This window comes from Thermobaculum terrenum ATCC BAA-798 (assembly GCF_000025005.1).
Classification (GTDB): Bacteria; Chloroflexota; Chloroflexia; order Thermobaculales; family Thermobaculaceae; genus Thermobaculum; species Thermobaculum terrenum.
The window spans coordinates 1,797,616-1,820,879 of record NC_013525.1 but is presented as its reverse complement, the minus strand read 5'-3'; the positions used below and the strand labels follow the sequence as shown (position 1 = coordinate 1,820,879).

At 45.7% G+C, this 23,264-nt stretch carries 18 protein-coding genes, 3 tRNA genes and 1 other annotated feature; of the genes, 10 read left to right on the top strand and 11 right to left on the bottom strand.

Annotated elements, in window-relative coordinates:
• Positions 1 to 84: 84 nt before the first annotated feature.
• Positions 85 to 1,026, top strand: a complete 942-nt coding sequence (locus TTER_RS08565) for a Stp1/IreP family PP2C-type Ser/Thr phosphatase (RefSeq protein ID WP_012875622.1) — start codon at positions 85 to 87, stop codon at positions 1,024 to 1,026.
• 518 nt (positions 1,027 to 1,544) lie between these two features.
• On the top strand, positions 1,545 to 2,753 hold the full coding sequence (locus TTER_RS15385) for a CapA family protein (protein WP_169302657.1): 1,209 nt from the start codon (positions 1,545 to 1,547) through the stop codon (positions 2,751 to 2,753).
• Here the strand turns inward: TTER_RS15385 and TTER_RS08555 are convergent.
• The 4 genes from TTER_RS08555 to TTER_RS08540 all read right to left on the bottom strand — a co-directional run bounded on the left by TTER_RS08555 (position 2,728) and on the right by TTER_RS08540 (position 5,490).
• The gene (locus TTER_RS08555; RefSeq protein ID WP_012875620.1) at positions 2,728 to 4,788 is read right to left on the bottom strand and encodes a thioredoxin domain-containing protein; all 2,061 of its coding nucleotides are present in this window, start codon (positions 4,786 to 4,788) and stop codon (positions 2,728 to 2,730) included. The genes TTER_RS15385 and TTER_RS08555 overlap by 26 nt on opposite strands.
• A 415-nt stretch (positions 4,789 to 5,203) precedes the next feature.
• Positions 5,204 to 5,279 (bottom strand) — tRNA-Phe (locus TTER_RS08550).
• 25 nt (positions 5,280 to 5,304) lie between these two features.
• Positions 5,305 to 5,378 (bottom strand) — tRNA-Val (locus TTER_RS08545).
• A gap of 23 nt (positions 5,379 to 5,401) precedes the next feature.
• A tRNA-Leu gene (locus tag TTER_RS08540) sits at positions 5,402 to 5,490 on the bottom strand.
• Positions 5,491 to 5,852: 362 nt separating this feature from the next.
• Between TTER_RS08540 and TTER_RS08535 the strand changes: the two genes are divergently transcribed.
• The 4 genes from TTER_RS08535 to bcp all read left to right on the top strand — a co-directional run bounded on the left by TTER_RS08535 (position 5,853) and on the right by bcp (position 9,673).
• Entirely contained in the window at positions 5,853 to 7,406 is a 1,554-nt protein-coding gene (locus tag TTER_RS08535) for an MptA/MptB family glycosyltransferase (RefSeq protein ID WP_012875619.1), read from the top strand.
• Between the two features lie 103 nt (positions 7,407 to 7,509).
• The gene (locus TTER_RS08530; RefSeq protein ID WP_012875618.1) at positions 7,510 to 8,469 is read left to right on the top strand and encodes a phosphatase PAP2 family protein; all 960 of its coding nucleotides are present in this window, start codon (positions 7,510 to 7,512) and stop codon (positions 8,467 to 8,469) included.
• 3 nt (positions 8,470 to 8,472) lie between these two features.
• Positions 8,473 to 9,225 (top strand): nickel pincer cofactor biosynthesis protein LarB, encoded by a 753-nt coding sequence (gene larB, locus TTER_RS08525; RefSeq protein ID WP_012875617.1) that lies wholly within the window; start codon positions 8,473 to 8,475, stop codon positions 9,223 to 9,225.
• Positions 9,215 to 9,673, top strand: coding sequence for a thioredoxin-dependent thiol peroxidase (gene bcp / locus TTER_RS08520; protein ID WP_012875616.1), 459 nt, complete (start codon positions 9,215 to 9,217; stop codon positions 9,671 to 9,673). Before larB ends, bcp begins: the two co-directional genes overlap by 11 nt.
• Here the strand turns inward: bcp and TTER_RS08515 are convergent.
• The 7 genes from TTER_RS08515 to TTER_RS08485 form a co-directional block, all read right to left on the bottom strand.
• Complete coding sequence (locus TTER_RS08515) at positions 9,670 to 10,857, bottom strand: MptA/MptB family glycosyltransferase (RefSeq protein WP_169302656.1); 1,188 nt, start codon at positions 10,855 to 10,857, stop codon at positions 9,670 to 9,672. The two genes, bcp and TTER_RS08515, sit on opposite strands and share 4 nt — an antisense overlap.
• A 255-nt stretch (positions 10,858 to 11,112) precedes the next feature.
• Complete coding sequence (meaB, locus tag TTER_RS08510) at positions 11,113 to 12,108, bottom strand: methylmalonyl Co-A mutase-associated GTPase MeaB (protein ID WP_049822995.1); 996 nt, start codon at positions 12,106 to 12,108, stop codon at positions 11,113 to 11,115.
• Positions 12,056 to 12,517 carry a cobalamin B12-binding domain-containing protein gene (locus tag TTER_RS08505; RefSeq protein ID WP_012875613.1) on the bottom strand — a complete coding sequence of 154 codons (462 nt, stop codon included), beginning with the start codon at positions 12,515 to 12,517 and terminating at the stop codon, positions 12,056 to 12,058. Before TTER_RS08505 ends, meaB begins: the two co-directional genes overlap by 53 nt.
• Positions 12,518 to 12,654: 137 nt before the next feature.
• Positions 12,655 to 14,367: an acyl-CoA mutase large subunit family protein gene (locus TTER_RS08500; RefSeq protein WP_012875612.1), complete on the bottom strand. Its 1,713-nt coding sequence runs from the start codon at positions 14,365 to 14,367 to the stop codon at positions 12,655 to 12,657.
• A 100-nt stretch (positions 14,368 to 14,467) separates the two neighbouring features.
• A complete protein-coding gene (locus TTER_RS08495; protein ID WP_012875611.1) occupies positions 14,468 to 15,313 on the bottom strand; it encodes a 3-hydroxyacyl-CoA dehydrogenase family protein in 846 nt (281 codons plus the stop codon).
• Positions 15,314 to 15,334: 21 nt separating this feature from the next.
• The gene (locus tag TTER_RS08490) at positions 15,335 to 16,168 is read right to left on the bottom strand and encodes an ABC transporter permease (protein WP_012875610.1); all 834 of its coding nucleotides are present in this window, start codon (positions 16,166 to 16,168) and stop codon (positions 15,335 to 15,337) included.
• 12 nt (positions 16,169 to 16,180) lie between these two features.
• Positions 16,181 to 17,089, bottom strand: coding sequence for an ABC transporter ATP-binding protein (locus TTER_RS08485; RefSeq protein WP_012875609.1), 909 nt, complete (start codon positions 17,087 to 17,089; stop codon positions 16,181 to 16,183).
• Positions 17,090 to 17,411: 322 nt separating this feature from the next.
• Here TTER_RS08485 and TTER_RS08480 point away from each other — a divergent pair, with 322 nt between their 5' ends.
• The 4 genes from TTER_RS08480 to proS all read left to right on the top strand — a co-directional run bounded on the left by TTER_RS08480 (position 17,412) and on the right by proS (position 23,261).
• Positions 17,412 to 18,032, top strand: a complete 621-nt coding sequence (locus TTER_RS08480) for a helix-hairpin-helix domain-containing protein (protein ID WP_012875608.1) — start codon at positions 17,412 to 17,414, stop codon at positions 18,030 to 18,032.
• Positions 18,029 to 19,438: a ComEC/Rec2 family competence protein gene (locus tag TTER_RS08475; RefSeq protein ID WP_012875607.1), complete on the top strand. Its 1,410-nt coding sequence runs from the start codon at positions 18,029 to 18,031 to the stop codon at positions 19,436 to 19,438. The genes TTER_RS08480 and TTER_RS08475 overlap by 4 nt, the downstream gene beginning before the upstream one ends.
• Positions 19,439 to 19,704: 266 nt before the next feature.
• Positions 19,705 to 21,438 carry a DNA repair protein RecN gene (gene recN, locus TTER_RS08470; RefSeq protein ID WP_012875606.1) on the top strand — a complete coding sequence of 578 codons (1,734 nt, stop codon included), beginning with the start codon at positions 19,705 to 19,707 and terminating at the stop codon, positions 21,436 to 21,438.
• 61 nt (positions 21,439 to 21,499) lie between these two features.
• Positions 21,500 to 21,742: a binding site (T-box leader), on the top strand.
• Between the two features lie 67 nt (positions 21,743 to 21,809).
• Complete coding sequence (proS, locus tag TTER_RS08465; RefSeq protein ID WP_012875605.1) at positions 21,810 to 23,261, top strand: proline--tRNA ligase; 1,452 nt, start codon at positions 21,810 to 21,812, stop codon at positions 23,259 to 23,261.
• Positions 23,262 to 23,264: the final 3 nt, after the last annotated feature.

Genomic DNA, 23,264 nt, shown 5'->3' with positions numbered 1-23,264 from the left:
AATCATTTTGAATGATGTATTCTTTCCGGAAATCCAAGGCCCTAATAGCTAAGATAAAGTCTCGACTGATTTTTGAGGAGAGCGATGCTATCCGATATTTGGAAGAAGATTAGAAATACTGAACAGACGGGAGACTCAGGTACGGAGCCGGAGCGCTTGTCGGATGAGATAACGCAACCTCTCCCTGTGATGGAAGTCAATAAGGCTAACTCTGGTGATGTCATTCTTGGAATCAGAGCAGCAGCCCGGACAGACTCAGGAAGAGTTCGACGCACAAATGAAGATGATGTACTGTTAGCTCTTCCGGAATCCAACGAATCTGTTTTACCTACTATAGGTATTGTTGCTATTGCCGATGGAATGGGAGGCCATGATAAAGGCGAGGTTGCTAGCAGAACTGCAATAGAGGCTACCATAAATCACTTGCAGAACAACCCTTTCTTTACTGAGGGGCACTTTCTCAGGCAGAACCTATCCGATGACGATGTTGTCAATGTTGTACGTGAAGCAGTCCAAACTGCTAACAGGGCTGTTTACCGTACTAAGGTTGAGCAAAGTACCGATATGGGTACAACCCTGGTACTTGCTCTTATTTTGCGTGGCAAGAGCTATATAGCTAATGTTGGAGACAGTCGAGCCTATATAGTGAGAGATAGAGCTATACGCCGTATTACTGAGGATCATTCCCTGGTTGAGCGCATGATAGCTGCAGGACAGATAACTGAGATCGAGGCTAGAAGGCATCCTCAAAGAAACCTTATATTTCGATCTTTAGGTACAGAGCCTGTGGTTGAGATAGATATGTTTGTCGAACCTCTAAGGTCAGGAGACAGGTTACTTCTCTGTAGCGACGGTTTAAACAGCATGGTGTCTGACGATGTCATAGCTGATATTGTCTCTCATGAAAGTGATGTCGATCGGGCTTGCAGGTTGCTTATAAGGGCTGCAAACGATGCTGGTGGTGCAGACAATATAAGCGTTGCTCTGGTGGAAATGGTAGCACTTGAGGACCAGACATCAATGTAAAAATATTTTTGCTAAAGATACTAGAATTATCTACAGGTCACCCACAGTAACTATACTTACCCCACATGTAATTTTGTTGAGAGAATAAAGCCTGATCCCTTCTTAGAGAGATCTTTATGAGAAAGTTTCTTTTACTCCATCTACTTATATTCAGTCTTTTGATTACTTCTTGCTATTCACAGCATAAAGTTGCCGAAACTGAAAGAAGGAGTTCGTCTGTCTCCTCCCAACAAGGTCATAAGTCAAATCATGTAGATAATGCAGAGGCCACAACGGCTAAAGAATTACCAAATGGCCATCTATCTAACTCGAAATTCGTGGGAGATAGTGGAAAGCGTTTAGATCCTAGGCTCCAATCTTCTAATTCAGTTCCTGGTAAAAATGCTAAGGGTGTTGCGATTAAAAATCCCTCAACCCCTAAGAAAAACACCTCAAGCAAGATTACAGATCGCCAGCAGTCAGTAATATCCGATCCCACTCTTATGTATGTGAGTACTTCTAATGGAGCGGGACTGAACTTGAGGGAAGCTCCTGGTGTACGTTCTGGAGTACTTATGGTCATTCCTAATGGCTCTAGGATTAGAGTATGGAAAAAAGACTCACAAGTACTAGATGGTTATACATGGTATAGGGCAAGTTATGGTTCGGCGTCGGGCTATGTAGCTTCAACCTTTTTATCTAGTGACCTTGGCGATTCATCAGATGATAAGGATCAAAATACTATTGGTAAAACCATCATCTCAAAGGTTGATAATGGTTCAAATGATGGTCGTGCTTATGATCGTAAGGGTAATACTTGGACTCTGAATGCTGTTGGAGACATAATGCTTAGCAGGTCCGTGCTCTATAAGATGAGATATTACGGCAGCTATCGTCATCCGTATCTCAGGACTGCCAACTTACTAAGAGATGCTGATTTTACTATAGCTAACTTGGAGCTACCTCTCTCAGACCGAATCCCTCCGCCTGCGGATGACCATACTATGACTTTTGTAGCACCTACAGCTGTTGCCGATGGTCTAAGGTGGGCAGGGATAGATGCCGTTACTTTGGCTAATAATCACACCCTGAACTTCGGGCAGGCACCATTAGTAGACACATTGAAAGCACTAGATAAATACGGAATTGGGCACTTTGGCGGAGGTGTAAACTGGGAACAGGCTTATTCTCCTGCTATCTACAATATAAAGGGAGTCAAGGTAGCTTTTCTGGGATTCGATGGTGTCTATTGGTGGAACTGGTCCAACAAGAACGCCCCAGGTATAGCTACAGCTTGGGAAGATCCAGTTAGAGAGTCGATTGCTAGGGCTAGACACCAGGCAGATGTTGTAATCCCCTACTTCCACTGGGGTGTTGAGTATACCTCAATACCTAATCAGTTCCAGCGTCATATGGCAAGGGTAGCCATCGATGCCGGTGCTGATTTAGTGCTAGGCTCACATCCACATTGGGTACAACAGGTCGAGGTTTATAAGGGTAAGCTGATAGTGTATTCGATGGGAAACTTTGTGTTTGATCAAATGTGGTCTCAGGAGACAAGGCAGGGGGTGATAGTCAAGTTTACTTTCCAAGGCAAAAACCTCGTATCTGCCAAGTTCTTGCCAGTCCTTATAGAAGATTATAACCAGCCAGTGCCAGCCACCGGCTATGACTATCGCGCGGTGCTGGATCGCATGGGGGTAGAGCCGATAGTTTATTTTGCTAAGGAGCGTGTACCTGCAAGGTGAGTTGCTCTCTCAGCTCATCTGGCTCATTTACCGGCATGGAACATGCATAGTTTCTGCATACGAATGCTGTGGGCTTGTTGTTCCTGAGTGTCCTCCCCTGAAGAAGGGGTAGATCACTGCGAGATGCCTCTTCCTCAGTAGTAGAGATGAGTATCTTGTTGGGTATGTATGTTTGCCTTATGACTTCTAATAAAGCTTCTGTATTTACAGAATGCTTGTCTCCAAGTATTACGATTTCCACTGATGGGCTTAGGAGAGTATTAGCAACACACAGCATATGTCCAAAAGCTGTAGGGTGCTTGGACATAACTAGCGCAAGCCCACGTACCACTCTGGATGCGATTTCTCTGTAATCTTGCCTATCGAATATCACGGCTAGCCTTAGTAAAGCCATGCAGGCAAGAGAATTTCCAGAAGGTGTTGCGTTGTCATAAAGATTTCTAGGCTGCAAGAATATGTCGCTATGCTTTATAGAAGTGTCAGAGAAAGTACCTATCTCCTCCTTCCAGAAACTATCTATCATATCCTGTACAAATCGTCTTGCACTTTCTAACCATTTGCCATCTGAGGTTATCTCGTAGAGGGTTATTAGTGAGTTAGAGAGTGCAGCGTAATCTTCCAAAAAGCCTGGTACTTTTGGTTTGGAGTCGCTGTAAGTGTGATGCAGCAGACCATCAACGACTAAGTTGTCCAACAGGAACTGTGCGTTCCTCTGAGAGGCAGCTATGTACTCTGGGTTATTCATTGCAAATCCCGCTTCTGCCAAAGTAGTGGACATCAACGCATTCCAAGACGTAACTACCTTGGTGTCTTTCGCAGGAGGTGTTCTCTGATCTCTGTAATGCAGTAACTTCATCGAAGCTTCATCAATTATTTTTTCTACTTCAGATAAGTCCATGTTATGATCTCGGGCGAGATCCTCTATGCTCTTCGCTATATGAAGGATGTTTTTACCCTCGAAGTTGCCACTTGCAGTTACACCGTAATGTTCACATACAAGCTCAACTTCTCGTTCATTAAGGACCCTCTTTATCTCATCTAGTGACCACAGGTAGTACTTGCCTTCTTCACCTTCAGAATCCGCATCTTGTGCCGAATAAAAACCTCCCTGAGAGGATGTCATATCCTTCAGTACGTATTGTAAAGTCCTATTGACCACCTTTAGGTACCAGGAGTTATGTGTTACCTGCCAGGCGTGCAGGTAGGCTCGAGCGATAAGCGCCTGGTCATAAAGCATTTTCTCAAAGTGAGGTATTAGCCAGGTTCTATCTACGGAATATCTATGAAAGCCCCCGCCTAAGTGGTCGTGTATACCTCCCAGGCTCATGCGAACCAGGGTAAGGGTTACCATATCAAGATATTCCTTCTGCTGAGCGCGGATGAAGCTTTGCAGCAAATATTCAACAGTCATGGGTTGTGGAAACTTGGGTGCAGTGCCAAAGCCACCATATTGATGATCGAAGCTACTCTTTAGGCTCTGGCAGGCACTTTCCAGAATTTCTAATGATATATCGTGCGATTTCAGTTCGGCCCTGCTAATCTGGAGCAATTGCTGAGCGATCTGTGATGCGCTCTGTTCGATCTCTTGTCTTCGGGTATGGTATACCTCAGATAGCCATAACAACAGCCTTTTGAATCCTGGCATCCCTACTCTATCTTCCGGAGGGAAGTATGTACCTCCAAAGAAGGGTTTACCATCTGGAGTTAGAAAGACGTTCAACGGCCACCCTGCCTGCCCTGTCATCGCCTGCACAGCTTCCATGTAGATAGCATCTATGTCAGGTCTCTCTTCTCGATCGACCTTGATGTTTACAAAATTATCGTTCATTATCTTGGCTATCTCAGGATTCTCAAACGACTCATGTGCCATAACATGGCACCAATGACAGGAAGAATACCCTATAGATAGCAGTATAGGCTTGTCTTCTTTGCGTGCTTTATCAAAGGCTTCTTGTCCCCACGGATACCAGTCAACTGGGTTTTCGGCATGCTGTAAGAGATAAGGACTTGATTCCTGAGCTAATCGATTTGGCATGTTCTTTCCCCAATGTTATGTTTGTAGAGAATTCTGCCGCAATGTTTGTACCATCTGCGTGATGTGAGCAATGGATGTTGAAAATTCGCAGGTAGTCATTCAGGTAAGATCACGTTGCTAGCAACGCTCTTTCAACGCACTTGTTTCTTAACTTAGAGATCCAGACAATGATATATAGGCCGAAGATCGCCTTAAGATGGTCTGTAGTAGCATCTACTTGCTATTCTACTTTCATGGCAAGGATTCGCGAGTCCGTGCTCTAAAAGTCTTCCAGGAAGGTATAAAAATCTGAAATCATTCTTTGGTGCAGCCCTGAAAGCAACCTGCCAGCAATGCTGATAAGGATTTTGCTCTCATTGAAGAGAGGCTTGAATGGGAGCACCATGTTGGAGGGACTTGCAAGATCTGGGTTTTGTGGTGCCGAGGGGCGGATTCGAACCGCCGACACCGTGATTTTCAGTCACGTGCTCTACCGACTGAGCTACCTCGGCGCATATCTTATTACCCAAACTAAGGTGGGCGATAGAGGACTCGAACCTCTGACCTCCTCGGTGTAAGCGAGGCGCTCTAACCAACTGAGCTAACCGCCCACAAAAATAAAGACAAAAAATATTGGTGCCGAGGAAGGGACTCGAACCCCCACGACCGATAGTGGTCACTAGCCCCTCAAGCTAGCGCGTCTGCCAATTCCGCCACCTCGGCATCCAGACTACAAAGAGTATATAGAGCCTCGAGGTCAGCTGTCAAGGGATACCGTAGGTGCTGCCGTCACCTTGGCCTACTCATACAAAGGGATTGGCCTTAGCCTATCGTGACGGATGAGTGGATCTAGAGAATAATTCTTAAGTTGTCAACAGCGCTGATCAAAAGAGATTAGTCCGCAGATTGCGCGCAAAGTTATCTAATTAATTGTCTAGTGTAAGTGTTATCTCTGCTCTATTTGATACCAGTAGGACTACTGAGGACCCAACAAGGTTGGATCTTTTGATGCTGTTTGACACTTATTACTTTTGATGGATATTATCATCAGAATGCTGATATAAAACTTGGATGTTTCTGGCTTTATGGCTTCAACTTCTGAATTGATTGCTAACCCTAAAGAACGTATATATGCGAAACTTGGGGCTCTTGCGATTACACGCTCCATTATCTTTCTATATTTCTCATCTTTCTTACTTTACGTGGCCTTATTTCTCTTGCTTAGAGCAAAGAGTTTCCGCCTTACTCAAACTCTTACATTGCAGATGTGGGGATGGCTAAGAGCTTTCTCAGACTTACTTACTCCTTCAAGCTTTGACACTGCTACCTGGAGGAGTGCCCAGGCGGGATTTCACGAATTGCTTTTTGCTGTGATAATCGTGCTCTTGGTTGGATCATGGCTTCGAATATTATGGGTTCTCAAGACTTCTAATAGGGACCTGAAACTCCTGTGGATACTTTTGGGTGCTTTGGGTTTGAGTATACCTTTGCTATTGTTGCCCGGAATGTTCTCCGGAGATCTCTACCTATATATGTTCTACGGTAGGATAATAGCCAAGTACGGAGATAACCCTCTGATAGTTCCTCCTAATAACTACCCAGGAGACTTTCAGCTCTACTGGATCTACTGGAAATGGCTGCCATCAGCTTATGGTCCGGTCTGGTTGATGCTTTCGGGGGCTTTAAGCGCTTTCGGGGGAGATGGGTTGTGGTCAAATATATTCTCTTATAAGATAGCCGTCCTTATCTTGCACGTACTAACTACGGTGGTGGTCTGGTTATGTGCAAGGTCGATCACACCCGAACATGCTGGCTGGGCTGCCGTATTTTATGGTTGGAATCCACTCGTACTGCATGAAACTGTGGGCAGTGGTCATAACGATGTAATGGTAGCTCTGTTTGTATCTCTTGCCTTGCTTTCGGCGCTACGCAAGAGATGGCTGTTCGCTGTTTTCTTTCTAGTAGCAGGGAGCATGGTCAAGCTTACGACGATTGTTCTCCTTCCGTCTTTGCTGCTCGTATGGTTAATGGGTTTAGAAAGCAAAAGGGAAAGGCTCCTAGCATTGATCAAGGGAATTGGAGTCGCTCTTGTTTCTGGCTTGATATTGTATGCCCCATTATGGGCGGGTACAGCCTTGTTCACCAATTCTCTGAATAATCCCGCAGCCCAAAGATACTTGAATTCATTGTGGGAACTTATATTGATGCCCATTATGAAGGATTATTTCCCGCCGCCTGCCTTGGATGCTTTATTTGACATAATAAGGAACTCAATATTTGCTGTCTTCTTCTTTTGTATGCTCTTTCTAACTGCCAAGAAGAGAAGTTTGCAGTGGTCTTGGATCTGGCTTTGGTTTGGTTATTGCCTGACGCTTTCTTGGATATGGCCATGGTATTTCTTGCTCCTAATCGCCGTTATTGCGGTCTATAACAGGGATCTAGAGTCATCCCTCGGTATTGCATTGACCCTTGGAGGATTTCTGTTTTGGATGGGTTGGCCCGATCCACCTCTCCCGGCCGCTCCCTGGCTTTACTATTTCAGGTCCATAATTCTGCTAGGTCCTGCTATCGCAGTGGTTGCCGTGCCAAGAATCCGGAGTTTTATGATTACCCTTCTAGGAACAAGACAAGTACAATAAGAGTATTAAAATCAGTTGAAGGTTTTTGTTAGATTGGCTAACGTCAACCTAATTTTTAGCCTCTAGCTAGACTAGGTAAAACTAGAGAGACAGGAGGTTGGTTTTGTCTGAACGAACTTCAGGTGGGAGAATTGGTGAGCCCATAGGTAGGTTGTCCAATAAGGGCTATCTAATAGCGATGACTATATATATGTTGGTTGTCTCGGCCTTTACCTTCAAGGCTGGAGGGTTTCTCAGACTAGATACTGTGCTTCTCTTTATGCTCATAGGTGGGATAATTATAGGCGGAGGGCGTACTTTCCTTCGTGACTGGGTGCCCTTTGTTGTGCTCTTTCTGGCCTGGCAGATGTTGGCTGGTTATGCAGATAATGTGGGATTCAAGGCGCACAATGAAAGCCTTGTAAGAGCTGAGAGGTTTATAGGTTTTGGTCATATTCCCACTGTAGTGCTGCAAGAGCATCTCTATGTGCCTGGAAAGATCCACTGGTACGATATAATGGCAACTACCTTCTGGGCCTTTCATTTTGTGCTCCCCATTCTGTATGCGTTCATGCTTTGGGTAAATAGAAGAGGCCTGTATTGGAAGTTTGTCAATTCCCTATTGTTCCTTTCTTTTGCGGGATTCTTGACCTACATGCTATTTCCAGCTGTGCCTCCTTGGTTGGCATCCTATTGGGGAACTATTCCTCAGAAAATCTATCTGATTAGGGATATAGTACTGAGTCAGCTTCACTTTGGTGGTATGTCCTTATCTATGCTGATCAAGCACGGTAACCCCAATTATGTAGCTGCTATGCCTTCTTTACATGCTGCCTATCCCACGCTGGTGTTCGTATTTAGTTTGTTCCATTGGAGGAAATTTGCACCTATAGCTCTCCTGTACTGCTTTGGCCTGTGGTTCAGTATCGTATACATAGGAGATCACTACGTTATAGACACTCTCGCAGGCATCGCTTATGCAGTAGTCTCTTTCACAATTGTCTCGCTTATTTATCGATACCTTGAGAAAAGACGAGAGAAACTAGTCTTAGAGACATCACAAGCTGTGGAGGCAGCGGGCTGATATATGGATCCATTCGCTGATCTTATTGCTAGTTTAAGTACCGATCGTGATGAGCATGCAGGTCAACTTGCTCGAGTTGATCTGCATCGTCAATCGCGTAAGGGCGTGCCCGAGGTTATATATGCTCCTGGTAAGAATCTTGAGGTGATATTTAGGAGTATGGAGGAGCTTCTTAGCCATTCGGGTAGAGTCATAGTCAGCAGGCCATCACCTGAGATCAGAGGGGAGATAATTGCACGATACAACCCTAGATACCATGTTATTGGTAATTGGTCAGTAGCTGTTGAAGACCCCAATATTCCCCTGCCGGTATTAGATGCTACAGTGGGGATAATCACAGCTGGCTCGTCTGATTGGCCTATAGCTGAGGAAGCTCAGTTAGTAGTTCGACACATGGGATGCAAAATTATAGAGGCTAGAGACGTCGGTGTCGCAGGTATACATAGGTTATTCCCTCCTTTGCGTGAGATGTTAGGTCAAGGAGTAGATGTTATTATAGTTGTAGCTGGTATGGATGGCGCTCTACCCTCTGTTGTCTCGGGACTGGTAGATGTTCCTGTAGTGGGTATTCCCACATCTACCGGATATGGAGCTGGTGGACAGGGATGGGGGGCACTACTATCTATGCTTCAGACCTGTGCTCCTGGACTATCAGTGGTCAACATAGATAACGGAATTGGTGGAGGCGCCGTCGCAGGAATGATAGCTAGACAAGTTTCTAAAGCAAGGAGGGCAAATTCTAGCAATGGTAAGTGAAGGTAATGTTGCACCTGACTTTACGTTGCCGGATGAGAATGGTAACCAAGTTAGTCTGAGTCAGTTTAGAGGGCGCAAGGTTATACTGTATTTCTATCCTAAGGATGATACTCCGGGTTGTACAACTGAAGCTTGTGGTATAAGAGATAGCTTCCCTAACTTTGAAGCTTCAGGTGCTGTTGTGCTTGGCGTTAGCCCAGACTCTGTAGAGAGCCATAAGAAGTTCAAGGAAAAGTACAATCTGCCGTTTACCCTCTTGGCAGATACAGACCACAAGGTGGCGGAGATGTACGGTGTCTGGGGCACTAAAAAGATGTATGGCCGAGAATTTACAGGTGTTCTTCGCACAACTTTCCTAATAGATGAAGAAGGCAAAGTACAGAAAGTATTCAAGAACGTCAAACCGGACGTGCATGCCCAGGAGCTAGTTGAAGCTCTAGCTTCCTAAATCGGCATTAGTATAGTCCACCACAGCCACCAAAAGCTTCCTACTGCGTATAGTAAAGCTATGTACTTTCGGTACTTTTCATTCCAGGATATAGCCAGCAAGGCAAATCCTGGAATGAGGTACCAAGGGTAAGCTGTAAGAAACAGCATTGGAAGAAGGGACATTGTGCTTCCCCAGGCGAATGCTTCTTTCTCCAAACATGTTTTCCTGTCCCTGTAAATGACAAAGGACTGCAACAATACCCACAATATAAGTAACAGTACGCCTACCTCTGAAGCCAATGCGCTGAAATAGTAGGCCTTATCAAAATCATAGAAGGGGGCTGTATACCTAAGCACCTGATCCCTGACTAATAGAGGCACGAATCCTGTTACGAATAGCCTCTGTCTATCTAGGAAAGCTGGAAAGGCTTTCCCCTGCCAGTATGGCAAATATGTTACTGCAACCAAGAAGATGAATGCCCCTGTAAGGAGGAAGATTCTCTTTAGCCTATTTCTGGAGATCTCCATCTTGATTTGCGATACAAAATTGATCATCAATAGAGGTGCAGTTGTGAATTTGGTCAGAAAAGATGCCACCAGTAATATCCACCCGGTTAGGCAGCTTTTATGCTTATAGATTGCAAACAAACCTAGGACCACAAGCAATCCTACAAATGCATCTAAGTGAGCATTAGCAGGACCCTCAAACAGGACCAATGGATTCCATGCAAACAAGGCTGTCGCAAATATTCTGCTCTCGCTGTTTCTGAGAAGCTGCCAAATAAGGTATGCGATGGCTAGGACTGAAAGCCCTCCTAAAAGCTTAAATCCCATACTTGCTGAGAATGGTGAGTTGCCAGTGATGAGAATTACTAACGCCGACAGACTAGTCCATAGAGGTCCATATACGGCCTTCAGATCTATCCAATAGTTGAAGGGCAGTAATGGGCTGTTAGGTAGATCTGCTGGGACCGTCAAATATGGGTTAAGTCCATGTAGTGCAAGTGATTCCCCACTTATACCGTAGTAAAAGACATCGGTAGAGAATAGCGGTGGCGTAATGGTGGCAGCAAGTACCAGTAATACTATCGAAATCCAGAGCCAGATTCTGTTTATTCTGCTTGCTACAAAAATCAGAGATAGAACATATAAAGACCATAGGGCTATATGCAGGCTCTCAAATAATGGCCAGAACTCCCACATAGAGCCAAAGTCGATTGGAGGTATGGGCAGGCTACTTCGGTAGATACGTGAGATCTCTATAGAGTAGTATGGTAATCTATCACGGCCGGCCCAAGGCTCAATAAAGTCATAAGGTATATTAAACTGCATCAGACAGATTACCAGGAACGCCAAGATGAAGAGGCAAAGGATGATCGCCCTTCTGTATCCTACACCCCTGTGAGTATCCGCATATCTGCTGTAGCTACTGGGATAGCCAACTGTCACTTGGTATCATCAAGATCTGGAGCTAAGTTTTGAGCATATAAAGTTCAAAAGCGTAGACGCTGCTGCCCTAGGCTCAAGTTCCCTATTTACCACCTTAGCTATTAGGTCTCTTACTTCAGGATATTGGAGAGCTATCAGTCCATAGTTTCTAACTGCTTCCTGAAGCAGTAAAATCATCTCGGATTCTATCGAAGACTTGGCTCTGTTCGCTATCTCACCGCTGTTGTATAGGTACTCCTTATGCTTCTGAATCTCATCAACTAACTCAGATATACCTTCTCCAGTCGTCGCTATCGTTTTCTTGATGGGTACCTTCCATCCCCCGGGTGATGGCTTTGATAGCGAAAGCATCTGCCTTAAGTTATTTGCCAGCTCCTCTACCCCTGGCATATCTGCTTTATTTATTACTAGTATGTCCGCTATCTCCAGGATACCTGCCTTGATTGTTTGGACATCGTCCCCCATTCCGGGCATGTTCACGAGGACTATCGTCTGTGCCGTCTTGGCGATGTCCACTTCGTCCTGTCCGACCCCTACAGTTTCTATAATGACGACATCCTTGCCAGAGGCATCCAAGACGCGCACAACATCCCTGGTGGATTTGGTTAGTCCACCTAGATTGCCTCTTGTAGCCATGGATCTTATGAATACTCCAGGGTCGGACTGCATCCTCAGCATTCGGATTCGATCTCCCAGGATAGCTCCGCCGGTTATAGAGCTGGATGGGTCAATAGCTACTACTCCTACGGTGAGCCCTCGCTTTCTGTACTCTCTTATCAGCTCCTGAGTAATGGTGCTCTTCCCAGAGCCCGCAGGCCCAGTTATACCAACGATATGCGCCCTACCTGTATGGGGATATATAGCGCTAAGGATAGCTCTGGCCTGAGGAGCATCATCCTCGATCATGGAGATCAGACGAGCTACTGCAAGTCTGTCGCCTTTGAGCACTCGATCAGCTAGCGATGTGTCTACGGTTCGTGTTGACGTTTGCTCTGATGAATTCAACTATCTCCCTCAAACTACTACCTGGGCCGAAGATTCCCTTTATGCCCATTTCGCGAAGTTTAGGTACGTCTTCGGCTGGAATTATTCCACCTGCAACTACTAATACATCTTCTAAGCCGTTTTCTTTCAGTAGTTCCATGATACGAGGAAACAGGGTCATGTGCGCACCCGATAGTATAGAAAGTCCGATAACATCTACATCTTCCTGGATAGCAGCTTCAACTATCATTTCAGGGGTCTGCCTTAGTCCGGTGTAGATCACTTCCATACCTGCATCTCTTAGGGCTCGAGCTATGACCTTCGCCCCTCTATCATGACCGTCAAGTCCAGGCTTGGCCACAAGTACCCTAATACGATGTTCCTGTGACGGTAATTCCTGATAGGCAAAGGAAGTTGCTGCTTCGCTCAATCTTTTTACTCCTCCACCCTTTATCTTAACTTTTGCCTGATTTGTAGTAGCTCAGAAAACTTGGTCCTTAGCTCTACAATCTCTAGTTATAGAGATTGTTTTCTTTTTTGTAAAGCTCGTCCCTTTGACAGACGATCTCATATTATTACCTGTTCGCTGTAAGTCCCGAACACATCCCTAAGCACATCAGTTATCTCCCCTAGAGTAGCATCTGCATTAGCTGCATCGATCAATGGAGGCATTAGATTTTCGCCCGTCTTAGCTGCTTTCCTTAGTCTATCGAGCGATTCTTGCCACGCCTTCTTGTCTCTGCTACTCCTGATCTCCTTCAGCCTTTCTCTTTGTAGTTGCTCCCCCCTGGGGTCTATTTCCAGGATAGGTGGTTGCCAGCTGTAGTCATCATCCTGGTACGCGTTTACCCCTACTATCCTTCGTTCTCCAGATTCCAATTCCTGGTTATAACGATAAGCGCTCTCGGCTATTTCTCGCTGCGGGAACCCTACCTTTATAGCCTCGATCATTCCTCCCATGTCTCTTATCTTCTGTATGTACTCTCGTGCTGAGGATTCGATCTCATTAGTAAGCGTTTCCAAGAAATAGCTACCTCCAAGGGGATCTACAGTGTTGGTCACGCCGCTCTCTTCCGCGATGATCTGTTGGGTTCTCAAGGCTATCTTTGCAGCTAGTTCGGATGGTAGCGTGAGGGCTTCATCTAGGGAATTGGTGTGTATGCTCTGTGCTCCGCCCAGTACCGCTGCGAGGGCTTGTAGCGTGGTACGTACTATGTTGTTTTCGGGTTGCTGGGCTGTAAGAGAGCATCCTGCCGTCTGGGCATGAAATCTCAACCTCCAAGACCTAGGATCTTTGGCACCGTATCTATCCCTAAGTTCATAAGCCCATATCCTACGGGCAGATCTGAACTTCGCTATTTCCTCGAATAGATCATTATGTGAGTTGAAGAAAAAGGATAGTCTCGGGGCAAAATCATCAATCTTCAGCCCTCTTGCCAGAGCATGTTCTACATAGGTGAAGCCATCGCTTAGAGTGAATGCTAGTTCTTGGATCGCAGTAGAGCCTGCTTCCCTTATGTGGTAGCCACTGATGCTGATTGTGTTCCATTGGGGCATCTCTTTCATGCCAAATTCTATAGTGTCTGTAACAAGTCGCATCGAAGGCTCTGGAGGGAAAATGAACTCTTTTTGAGCTATGTACTCCTTGAGTATATCGTTTTGCAAAGTCCCTCTTAGCTGAGATCTGTGGTAACCAAAGCGTTCTGCAGCGGCTATAAACATGGCCCAGATTATAGCTGCCGGCCCATTGATAGTCATGGAGACACTTACTTTATCCAGGGGCAATCCTTGTAGGAGAATCTCCATATCACGCCTGGATGATACAGCTACTCCACATTTCCCAAATTCCCCTTCAGCCAGCGGATGATCGGTATCATAGCCGTACAGAGTAGGTAAATCGAACGCTATAGATAGTCCTGTCTGCCCATTCCTTAGCAGATAGTGGAATCTGCGATTAGTCTCCTCGGCTGTACCATAGCCTGCAAACATTCTCATAGTCCAGAGCTTGGACCTGTACATTGTGGGATGTATACCACGCGTGTAAGGGAACTCACCCGGCAGCCCTAATGCCTGGTTATAAGGGATATCTTTGGTGTCTAAAGGTGTGTAAATGGTCTTGATTGGGATACCTGAAAGGGATGTAAAGTGTTCTTTGCGCTCAGGTATTCTTCTAATTGACTCCGGGAGGGTTTTCTCAAGCCAGTGCTTATATGCTTCCTCTAAGTCCGCTTGATGCTGCAAGTCATCTACTGGGTAAGTGCTACCATCTTCCACCTTCATGTCCCCTCATCCCCTTTCTGCTCACTAGAGAGCACTTTACATAGGGTTATTTACACCTAAAAGGGGAATAAGTCCAGACTTAGGGAATGGTGATCTCTATCTACAGATAGTCATAGAAGCCACTACCTGTTTTTCTACCAAGCTTACCAGCAGCAACCATCTGTCTGAGCAGTGGACAAGGCCTGTATTTGGGGTCTCTGAACCCTTCATAGAGGACATCAAGTATATAGAGGCAAACATCTAACCCTATGAAGTCTGCTAGCTCTAGCGGACCCATGGGGTGGTTCATCCCAAGCTTCATGACCTTATCTATATCATCTCTCGAAGCCACTCCTTCATAAAGGGCAAATATAGCTTCGTTGATCATAGGCATCAACACTCTATTTGACACGAAGCCTGGAAAGTCCCTCACTACTACTGGTTCCTTCCCTAGTCTACGTGCTTCATCTATGATCTTTTGGCACGTTTCATCGCTGGTCTTTAGTCCTCTTACTACTTCTACCAACTTCATTACAGGCACTGGATTAAAAAAATGCATGCCTATAAATCTGTCTTCTCTACTGGTAGAAGCTGCCAGTCGCGTTATCGATATTGAAGAGGTGTTTGATGCAAATATGGTATCGGATGGGAAAAGTTCGTCAGCTAAGCTAAAAAGCTCAAGCTTGGCCTCTACGTTCTCGTAGATAGCTTCAATTAGCAGATCAGCTGAAGGTACTTGTCGGATGTCTGGTAAGGCAACTATATTGGAGAGCACGCTTTGCTTTTGCTCCGGAGTTATCCTACCCTTTTGTACCGATTTTTCTAGATTCTCCGAGATCGTCTCTAATCCAAGTGATAGTTGCCTCGGGTCCACCTCTACTAGATATACTTTGTCTCCTGCTTGAGCAAAAACTTGGGCGATACCTCGCCCCATCGTGCCAGCTCCTACGACAACTATATCTGCCACTTTTCCGCTCCTTACAGAAGTCTAAGTTTGCTCCTGTCGGCGGAATAGTATCACAGAAAGACCGCCCAGTATCACCACATATAAGATAAGTGTGATAACAGCTCTATCTGTGCTAACAGAAAGTACAGATCCTGGGACTGAATTATCTCCAAGCTGTTGCCCAAATGTTGAGCTGACTTGGCTGGCGTTGATACCGATAAGTATCTTGACGAATTCCCTTACCTGTGAAACTGATTGAGCTACAAGCTGCATTATTGTCTCGAGTGCAAGTGAGTAGATTAGTCCAAGTCCTACGGCCAGGGCTGTTCCTCTGAAGAGGGTTGCAAGGAAAATGCCTATTGATGTCCAGGCTCCCATGATTAGCAATCCTGCCCCTATTGCTCTTATAAGCTCAGCTATAGATGGCCAGTCGGCTTTGATTCCCTCTATCTGCATTACGATGAATGTGTCCAGGTAAGCAGTAGCTATAGAGATGAGTGTATATACGGCTACGACTGATGCTGCACCTAGCAGCTTACCAAGGAAGACTTGTGATCTTGTGGGTTTCTGCGTTAACACAGTCTTCCAGGTATTCCATCCGTATTCGCCACCTACCGTCATTGCTCCCAAGATGAGGGCGATCGCTCCCCCAAAGCCAGAGATGGAGGTCAGAGCTAACCCAAGCGTATTCCCAGGAGAAACCAATTGGGTAAAAGTCGCATCGCTCTGGGTGGTTTGTGCTTCCTGAGGGGTAATCTTTATTATCCAGTAAATTAACAGCCAGAAAAGTGTGCTTACTACTGTTACAAGAGCCAGTATCCATATAGCCGGTCTCTTATAAAGCTTAATGAGCTCTGCTCTAAATGACCCTATCATTTTGCATTTCTCCTAAACTACCTGTTCTTCGTTAACTTCCGTTAGGTTCAGGAAGACTTCTTCAAGGCTTTGACTAGTGGGATGCAGCTCGCTTACTGCCACTCCCGACTGTACAAGAAGCCTATTGATTTCGGCTGCCATGCTGGGGTCGGTAGAGATGAGTAATGCGCCATCTCTCTCTTCTATCTTTTCTACGTAGTCCAAGCTCCTTAGCATACTAAGGGCCAAATCGGATGGGGTGGCTCGGACGAGCAGAGCTCCAGAGCCCTTTAGTTCAGAAATGGTTCCCTCGGCTATAAGCCGTCCTTGCTGGATAACACCTACTCTGTCACATATCTGTTCCACCTCATTCAATAGGTGGCTTGATAGCAGTACGGTGCGGTTACCTTGACCCAGGTTGCGTATTAGCTCCCTCATCTCTGCCATACCTTTGGGATCAAGGCCATTCGTAGGCTCGTCGAGTATAAGGATTTGCGGATCCTTGAGCAACGTAGCGGCTACACCTAATCGCTGCTTCATTCCTAGGGAGTAGCCCTTAAATTTGTCATTAGCTCTATCCTTCAGCCCTACTATGTCTAGGACTTCATCAATTCGTGATCTAGGAGCGCCACTATAGTCTGCGATAACGCGAAGGTTGTCCCGTCCTGATAGATATGGATAGAAAGCCGGCGATTCCACTAGTGAACCTAGTAAGGATAAGGAATCAGGTGTTCCCGGTACCTTTCCTAATATGCGGGCACTACCTGATGTAGGTTTGATGAGTCCCAATAACATCTTTAGGGTAGTTGTCTTGCCGGCACCGTTAGGACCTAAGAATCCATATATTTCACCCGCTCTTACCCTCAAGTTGAGGTTCTCGACAGCCTTGATCTTGTTGTTGTAGATCTTGGTTAGATTGTTTGTTTCTATTACGTATTCCATGTCCTACTTCTCCAATAGATCATATTTCGGTAATTTCCGAAATATACTGCTGATTATAGCATAGAGATGATGTGTCTATGCACGCGATTGCAATTGCAATCGCTCTTCAGCATCATAATCCTTGGAAATAGAGTAAATCAAATCTTATAGTACAGGCGGGGTAGGATCTTAATATTACTTTTATTGGAAATTTGAATACCATCTTTAGCATGGTAGGAATATAATTAGCCGTTAGGTGCTGTTCCCCTCGTTGGCAGATATCCATACTGTCTTTATGTACTCATAAGGGGTCTATTCAAAACAACTTATATGAGGTTGGTTCTTGTCCGATCAATCTAATAGATTCTCGCGGATTACCGACCATATATCTGTTCTTATAATCTCGGTTTCTATGGTGCTGCTCGTCATGTTGGCAAAGCCCAAACCGGAGAAAGTTGCTAACGTGATTACCCAACCAACTTTGCCCCCTACTCCATCTACTGTGACGGTGCACATACTAGGAGCTGTAAGTAAACCTGGAGTCTACACCTTGCCCGCTAGAAGCAGAGTTGTGGACGTAGTGAAGATGGCAGGTGGTTTTACAACGAGAGCCGATACTATGAGCGTAAATTTAGCTCAGATACTACGTGACGAGATGCAGGTTATAGTACCTTTCAAGGCTCCTGGTTCCAAGTTGGGTAGTAATAATGGACAGTCAGCACTTAATCCAACTCATTCCAGTGGTTCTGCTGCCCAAGAACCACAAGTAGCACCTATAAATATCAATACAGCTACTAAGGAACAGCTGGAAGAGCTACCAGGCATTGGCCCAAGTAAGGCAGCTGCGATCATAGAGTTTAGGCAAAAGCATGGACCATTCAATAGCCTTGAAGATCTTCTCGACGTGCCGGGTATAGGCCCTTCGACACTGGAGAACATTAAGAGCATGGTCGTATTCAGGTGATATACGTCTTCGTCTTTGCGTGGTTATTAGGTCTTGTATTCGGTACCTTCTTCAAACTGGACTATCTACCTATATCTCTATGTTTAGCTATGCTTATGGCCTTTGTTTGGCGTACTAGGAATAAAGTTTATTTTTGCCTGGCAGTAACCATGCTTGCATCCCTGTTAGGCGTTCTAAGATCTGAGATCTACTATTCTAGAGCTGACTGGGCAAACAATGATACTCCATTCTCCGAGTACAGTGGAAAGGTATTGGATAAAGTTTCTAATTCTGCACTTGTGAGCTTAAGTAGCCCTCATAGTGGTACCTGGCTGTTAGTGGGGAGTATTACAAACCTGACCCCGGGAGATCACTTGTACATCAGTGGCAGCTCAGTGCCTTTCTATCAGCTGGATGGTTTCCTTTTCAGATACTCCTTGAGCAAAGGTGCTCATGGGGTGATATTTGCTAAGTCCATCAAGGTAGTAAGTAGAGATAAGGGGAATCTCCAATCTGTTATGGCGAAGGTTCGCAATAATACGTCTTCCCTAATTAGGTCTTATGTAGGCTATCCTTATTCTTCCGTAGCTGAGAGCATGATTTTAGGTAATGCCGGCAACGTTCCCGAAGATATTGAAAGGGACTTTCGTGAGTCTGGGCTTTCACACATACTGGTTGCTTCTGGTTTCAATGTAACCATATTGGTGTTGATAGTTATAGCTTTCCTTCGGCCCTTAATAGGCATAAGAGGCTCGATGTGCCTTGCATTTATTCTTGTCCCAATATATATGGGTTTATCGGGCATGTCCTCCCCGGTGGTTAGAGCCTCCGTGATGGCTGTCACATCCCTTTGGGGTAGGTGGATCGGCCGTCAGAATGATTCCGGGAGGTCCTTGTGCTTTGCTCTTTTGCTTATCTCTGCCCTGCAACCTTTCTCGATCTACGATATAGGCATGCAGCTCTCAGTGTTGGCTACGGCTGGCATAATATGGTTGTACCCATCGGTGGCCAGGGCCATGGCTCGTCTTCCAGAATTACTTCGGGAAACAGTTAGCATCTCCTTTGTAGCTCAGGCTAGCACTATGCCATTACTGATCTTCTATTTCGGTAAGGTCTCACACTTGGCTATACTGGCGAATGTCTTGGTAGCACCTCTTATTCCTCTGGAAATGATACTTACCGTCCTAACGGTTGTGTTAGGAGTGTTATCGGCGTCCTTAGGAAGTGCCATTGGGTGGTTAACTGGCAAATTCGTACTGGCAATCGTATATATAGCAAACTCCATAAGTGAAATATCTGCTGCTAGCGAACTTAGGCTCATTGTTGGACCTAAGTCTCTGGTGCTGTATTATCTAGTTTTTGTTGCGGTAATACTACTTGCTCAACCTGTTGCTCGTAGGTATGCAAGAGATTTCTGGGTATTCTAATTGGCGAATCTGCTTGACATGGGACTCAACCCCTGATATGCTGCCAGTAGTTAAGAAAACCTTAGGTTTTCCGTTTAGGGTAAAGGAGGTGATGCCCATGGACACATCAGGTAGTAAGGGCATCACCGGAGGAAGGCTAGCTTAGTCATCATCTCCGGTGATCCCTTTTTCTTTTAGGTCGAGCTTTAGTAGCTCGACCTTTTTTATTGCGACATAATATTTAACTTGTTAGGATTTCTTAGACCAAGTTTGTGGGGAACTCTTAGGTGCTGGCTGAGCTCCATATCAGAGATTTTGCAATCATTTCGGAGATAAACATCAGCTTTAGTCCTGGCTTCAACGCCTTCACAGGGGAGACAGGTGCTGGGAAAAGCATAATAATTGATGCTCTTGACCTTGTGTTGGGTGGTCGAGCGTCTCCTGATATGGTGCGTACTGGAGCCTCTTCCTCCCTTATTCAGGCTATGTTCGTGTTGGAGGGGGGTGTACTTAGGGAAGTAAGTGAACTTCTGGAGTCTAATGGGCTTGATCCCTCAGAGGAGCTCATTATTACTCGGGAGATTAGCTCGAGTGGTAGATCGTCTGCAAGGATCAACGGCTCCCTTGTTCCCGTAACTCTTCTAAGGCAACTGGGCGAGAATCTAGTGGATATTACTGGTCAATCAGAACATCTAGTTCTCTTGCGACCTTCCGCCCAAAGGGATATGCTCGATCACTACGCAGGCGCTATCGATCTACGCTCTGAGGTGAGCCAGCTGTATAACGAAATCAGGCAAGTGCAATCTGAATTGGATGCTCTGGTTTCCGGTCAACGTGAGGCAGAACGCCGTGCCGATATGCTGCGTTATCAGATTGAAGAGATCAGCTCGGCTGATCTACAGCCTGGTGAAGATGAAGAACTACTAAAACGAAGGAACTTGCTAGCTAACGCTGAAAAGCTAGCTCAACTAGCTGACAATGCCTATCAGTCCTTGTACTCCTCTAGTACAAGTGCGATAGATCAGCTTCAGCAAGCTCAGAGTCTTCTTGAAGAATTGGTACGCCTTGACAACTCCTTGTCCTCTAATTTGGACATGATATCTGAGGCGGTTGTTGCTGTTGAAGAAGCCTCGCTTAGTATTCGTAGATATAGAGATTCCATAGAGTTTGATCCCGGCATGCTCGAGGTGGTTGAAGAACGCCTGGATCTTATAAACAAGCTAAAACGAAAGTATGGGGCTACTATTGAGGAGATACTCCAGTATCGGGACAATGCTGAGGCTGAGCTTTCTGATATCGAGAACAGCGACGAAAAGATAAGGAAGCTGGAAACCCAGCTTGAGAATCTTCGGCAGCAATTGGCACAGAAGGCCAAAGATTTATCTTCTATAAGATCAAAAGCTGCCAAGGATTTAGGTAGAAAGATAGAGCAAGAGCTAAACGATCTGCTGATGACCAATGCCCAGATCGAGATAAAAGTTGGTTATAAGCAACCTTCTGACTATTCAATCTCCATAGATGGGACAGAGGTAGGCATAGATCAAACTGGTGCTGACGACATAGAGTTGTTGGTATCGCCTAATCCGGGGGAACCGCTCAAACCTATTGCTAAGGTTGCGTCTGGAGGAGAGATATCTCGTATTATGCTGGCGATAAGGACTGTATTGTCTGCGGCAGACACCACTCCCACATTGGTATTTGACGAGGTGGATGTTGGCATTGGTGGTCGTAGTGGTAGGATAGTTGGTGAAAAGCTAACCGGACTGGCAAGTAATCACCAGGTGATAGCCATAACCCATTTAGCACAGGTAGCTGCTTACGCAGATACACACTTCAAGATAACTAAGGTTATTCAGGACAACCTAACAACGACAAGAGTTGATAAGCTCGACAGGGAGGGCATCAGACATGAGTTAGCAGCCATGCTTGGTGGTATGCCTGTGACAGATAGATCCCTGCAAAGTGCTGATGAACTCATAGATTTGGCTAAGAGATCCAGGCGACTATCTTTGGCTTCGTAGGATTATTTGACTATAGATCTGGTAAACTGCTAATCTCCTTACGTCAGAAAACTAATATATAGACAAGGCGCTGAAGGGGAATAGTAGGCACCAGCTGAGAAATACAGAGATCCGGAACATGGTGAGAACCGGACAGTAGGCTGTGCTGAACCCACCCCGGAGCCTCTGTCGAAGCGTCTTATGGACGATAAGGCAGTACGCTGCCCCCGTTAAAGGGCTGATCAGCGTTTGCTGGTCACTGAGGTGGGAGTTTCAAGCTCCAATCGAGGTGGTACCGCGGGAAGTTATAGAACCCGTCCTCGAAGTCTTGCGCTTCGAAGGGCGGGTTTTTTATTACGACCTGCTAAGAAAAATTTATCTGGAGGTGGATAATGTCAAGCACTAGCTCTGAATATGTGCAGAAGATAACGAAGAGGAGCGAGGATTTTGCTGCATGGTACAACGACGTTGTGCTTGGGGCTCAGCTTGCTGATTACAGCCCGGTCAGGGGAATGATGGTCTATAGACCTTATGGATACGCTATATGGGAAAACATACAGAAATTATTGGACGCAAGGTTCAAGGCGACAGGGGTAGTCAATGCCTACTTCCCTCTGCTTATTCCTGAGAGTTTACTCAGAAAGGAAGCAGAGCACGTTGAAGGCTTTAATCCTCAAGTAGCATGGGTGACACATGGGGGGAACGAAGAGCTTGAGGAGAGATTAGCGGTACGCCCTACTTCTGAGGCGATAATAATGCAGATGTATTCCAAGTGGGTGCAGAGCTATAGGGACCTGCCGATATTGATCAACCAATGGAATAGTGTGGTGCGCTGGGAGCTACATACTAGGCTGTTCCTGCGTACAGCTGAGTTCCTATGGCAAGAAGGTCATACTCTACACGCTTCGGCCGAGGAAGCCACAGAACGTACTTTGCTTATGCTTGAGGTCTACAGGTCGTTCCTTGAGGAAGATCTAGCAATACCGGTTATCCCTGGTCGCAAGACTCCTTCTGAGAGGTTCCCGGGTGCCGCTGAGACCTATACCGTAGAGGCACTTATGGGAGATGGTAGGGCGCTCCAGTCTGCTACTAGTCACGACTTTGCCGATCATTTTGCTAAGGCTTTTGACATAACATTTCTAGATAAGGATGGCGAGCGCAAGTATGGGTATACCACTAGTTGGGGGCTCTCTACTCGCACCATAGGTGGAATAATAATGGTTCATGGTGATGATTCGGGTTTGATAATACCTCCTAAAGTTGCCCCAATTCAGGTGGTAGTAGTTCCTATATGGAGAAGCGAAGAAGACAAACAGAAGGTCTTGGAGCACATAGATAGGATAAAGGAAGTTCTAGGAGATTCTTTCCGACTGCACATAGATCTGAGTGAGGAGAAGACTCCTGGTTGGAAATTTAATGAATGGGAGCTCAAGGGGGTGCCAGTAAGGCTTGAGGTTGGTCCAAGAGATGTTGCCAATAGCGCTGTTGTGCTTGTGCGTAGAGACAATAGGGATAAATCTCAGGTACCTCTGAACGACCTTGTTGTAAGGCTGCAGCAAACCTTAGCTGATATACAGCAGTCTCTGTTCGACCGCGCCAAGCAGTTCAGAGACGAACACACGTTTGAGTGTGAGAGTGTTGCTCAAATGTTGGAGGTTCTTGATAACAAGAGAGGGTTCATCTACGCAGGATGGTGTGGTAGTGATGAGTGTGAGGCTGCGGTCAAAGAGGAGACTCGTGCAACTATCAGAGTGGTGCCTTTGGCCCAGCCCGAAGATCCTGGTACTTGTATTAGATGTGGAAACAAGGCACAAGTAAAAGTGTACTTCGCACGAGCTTACTAGTAT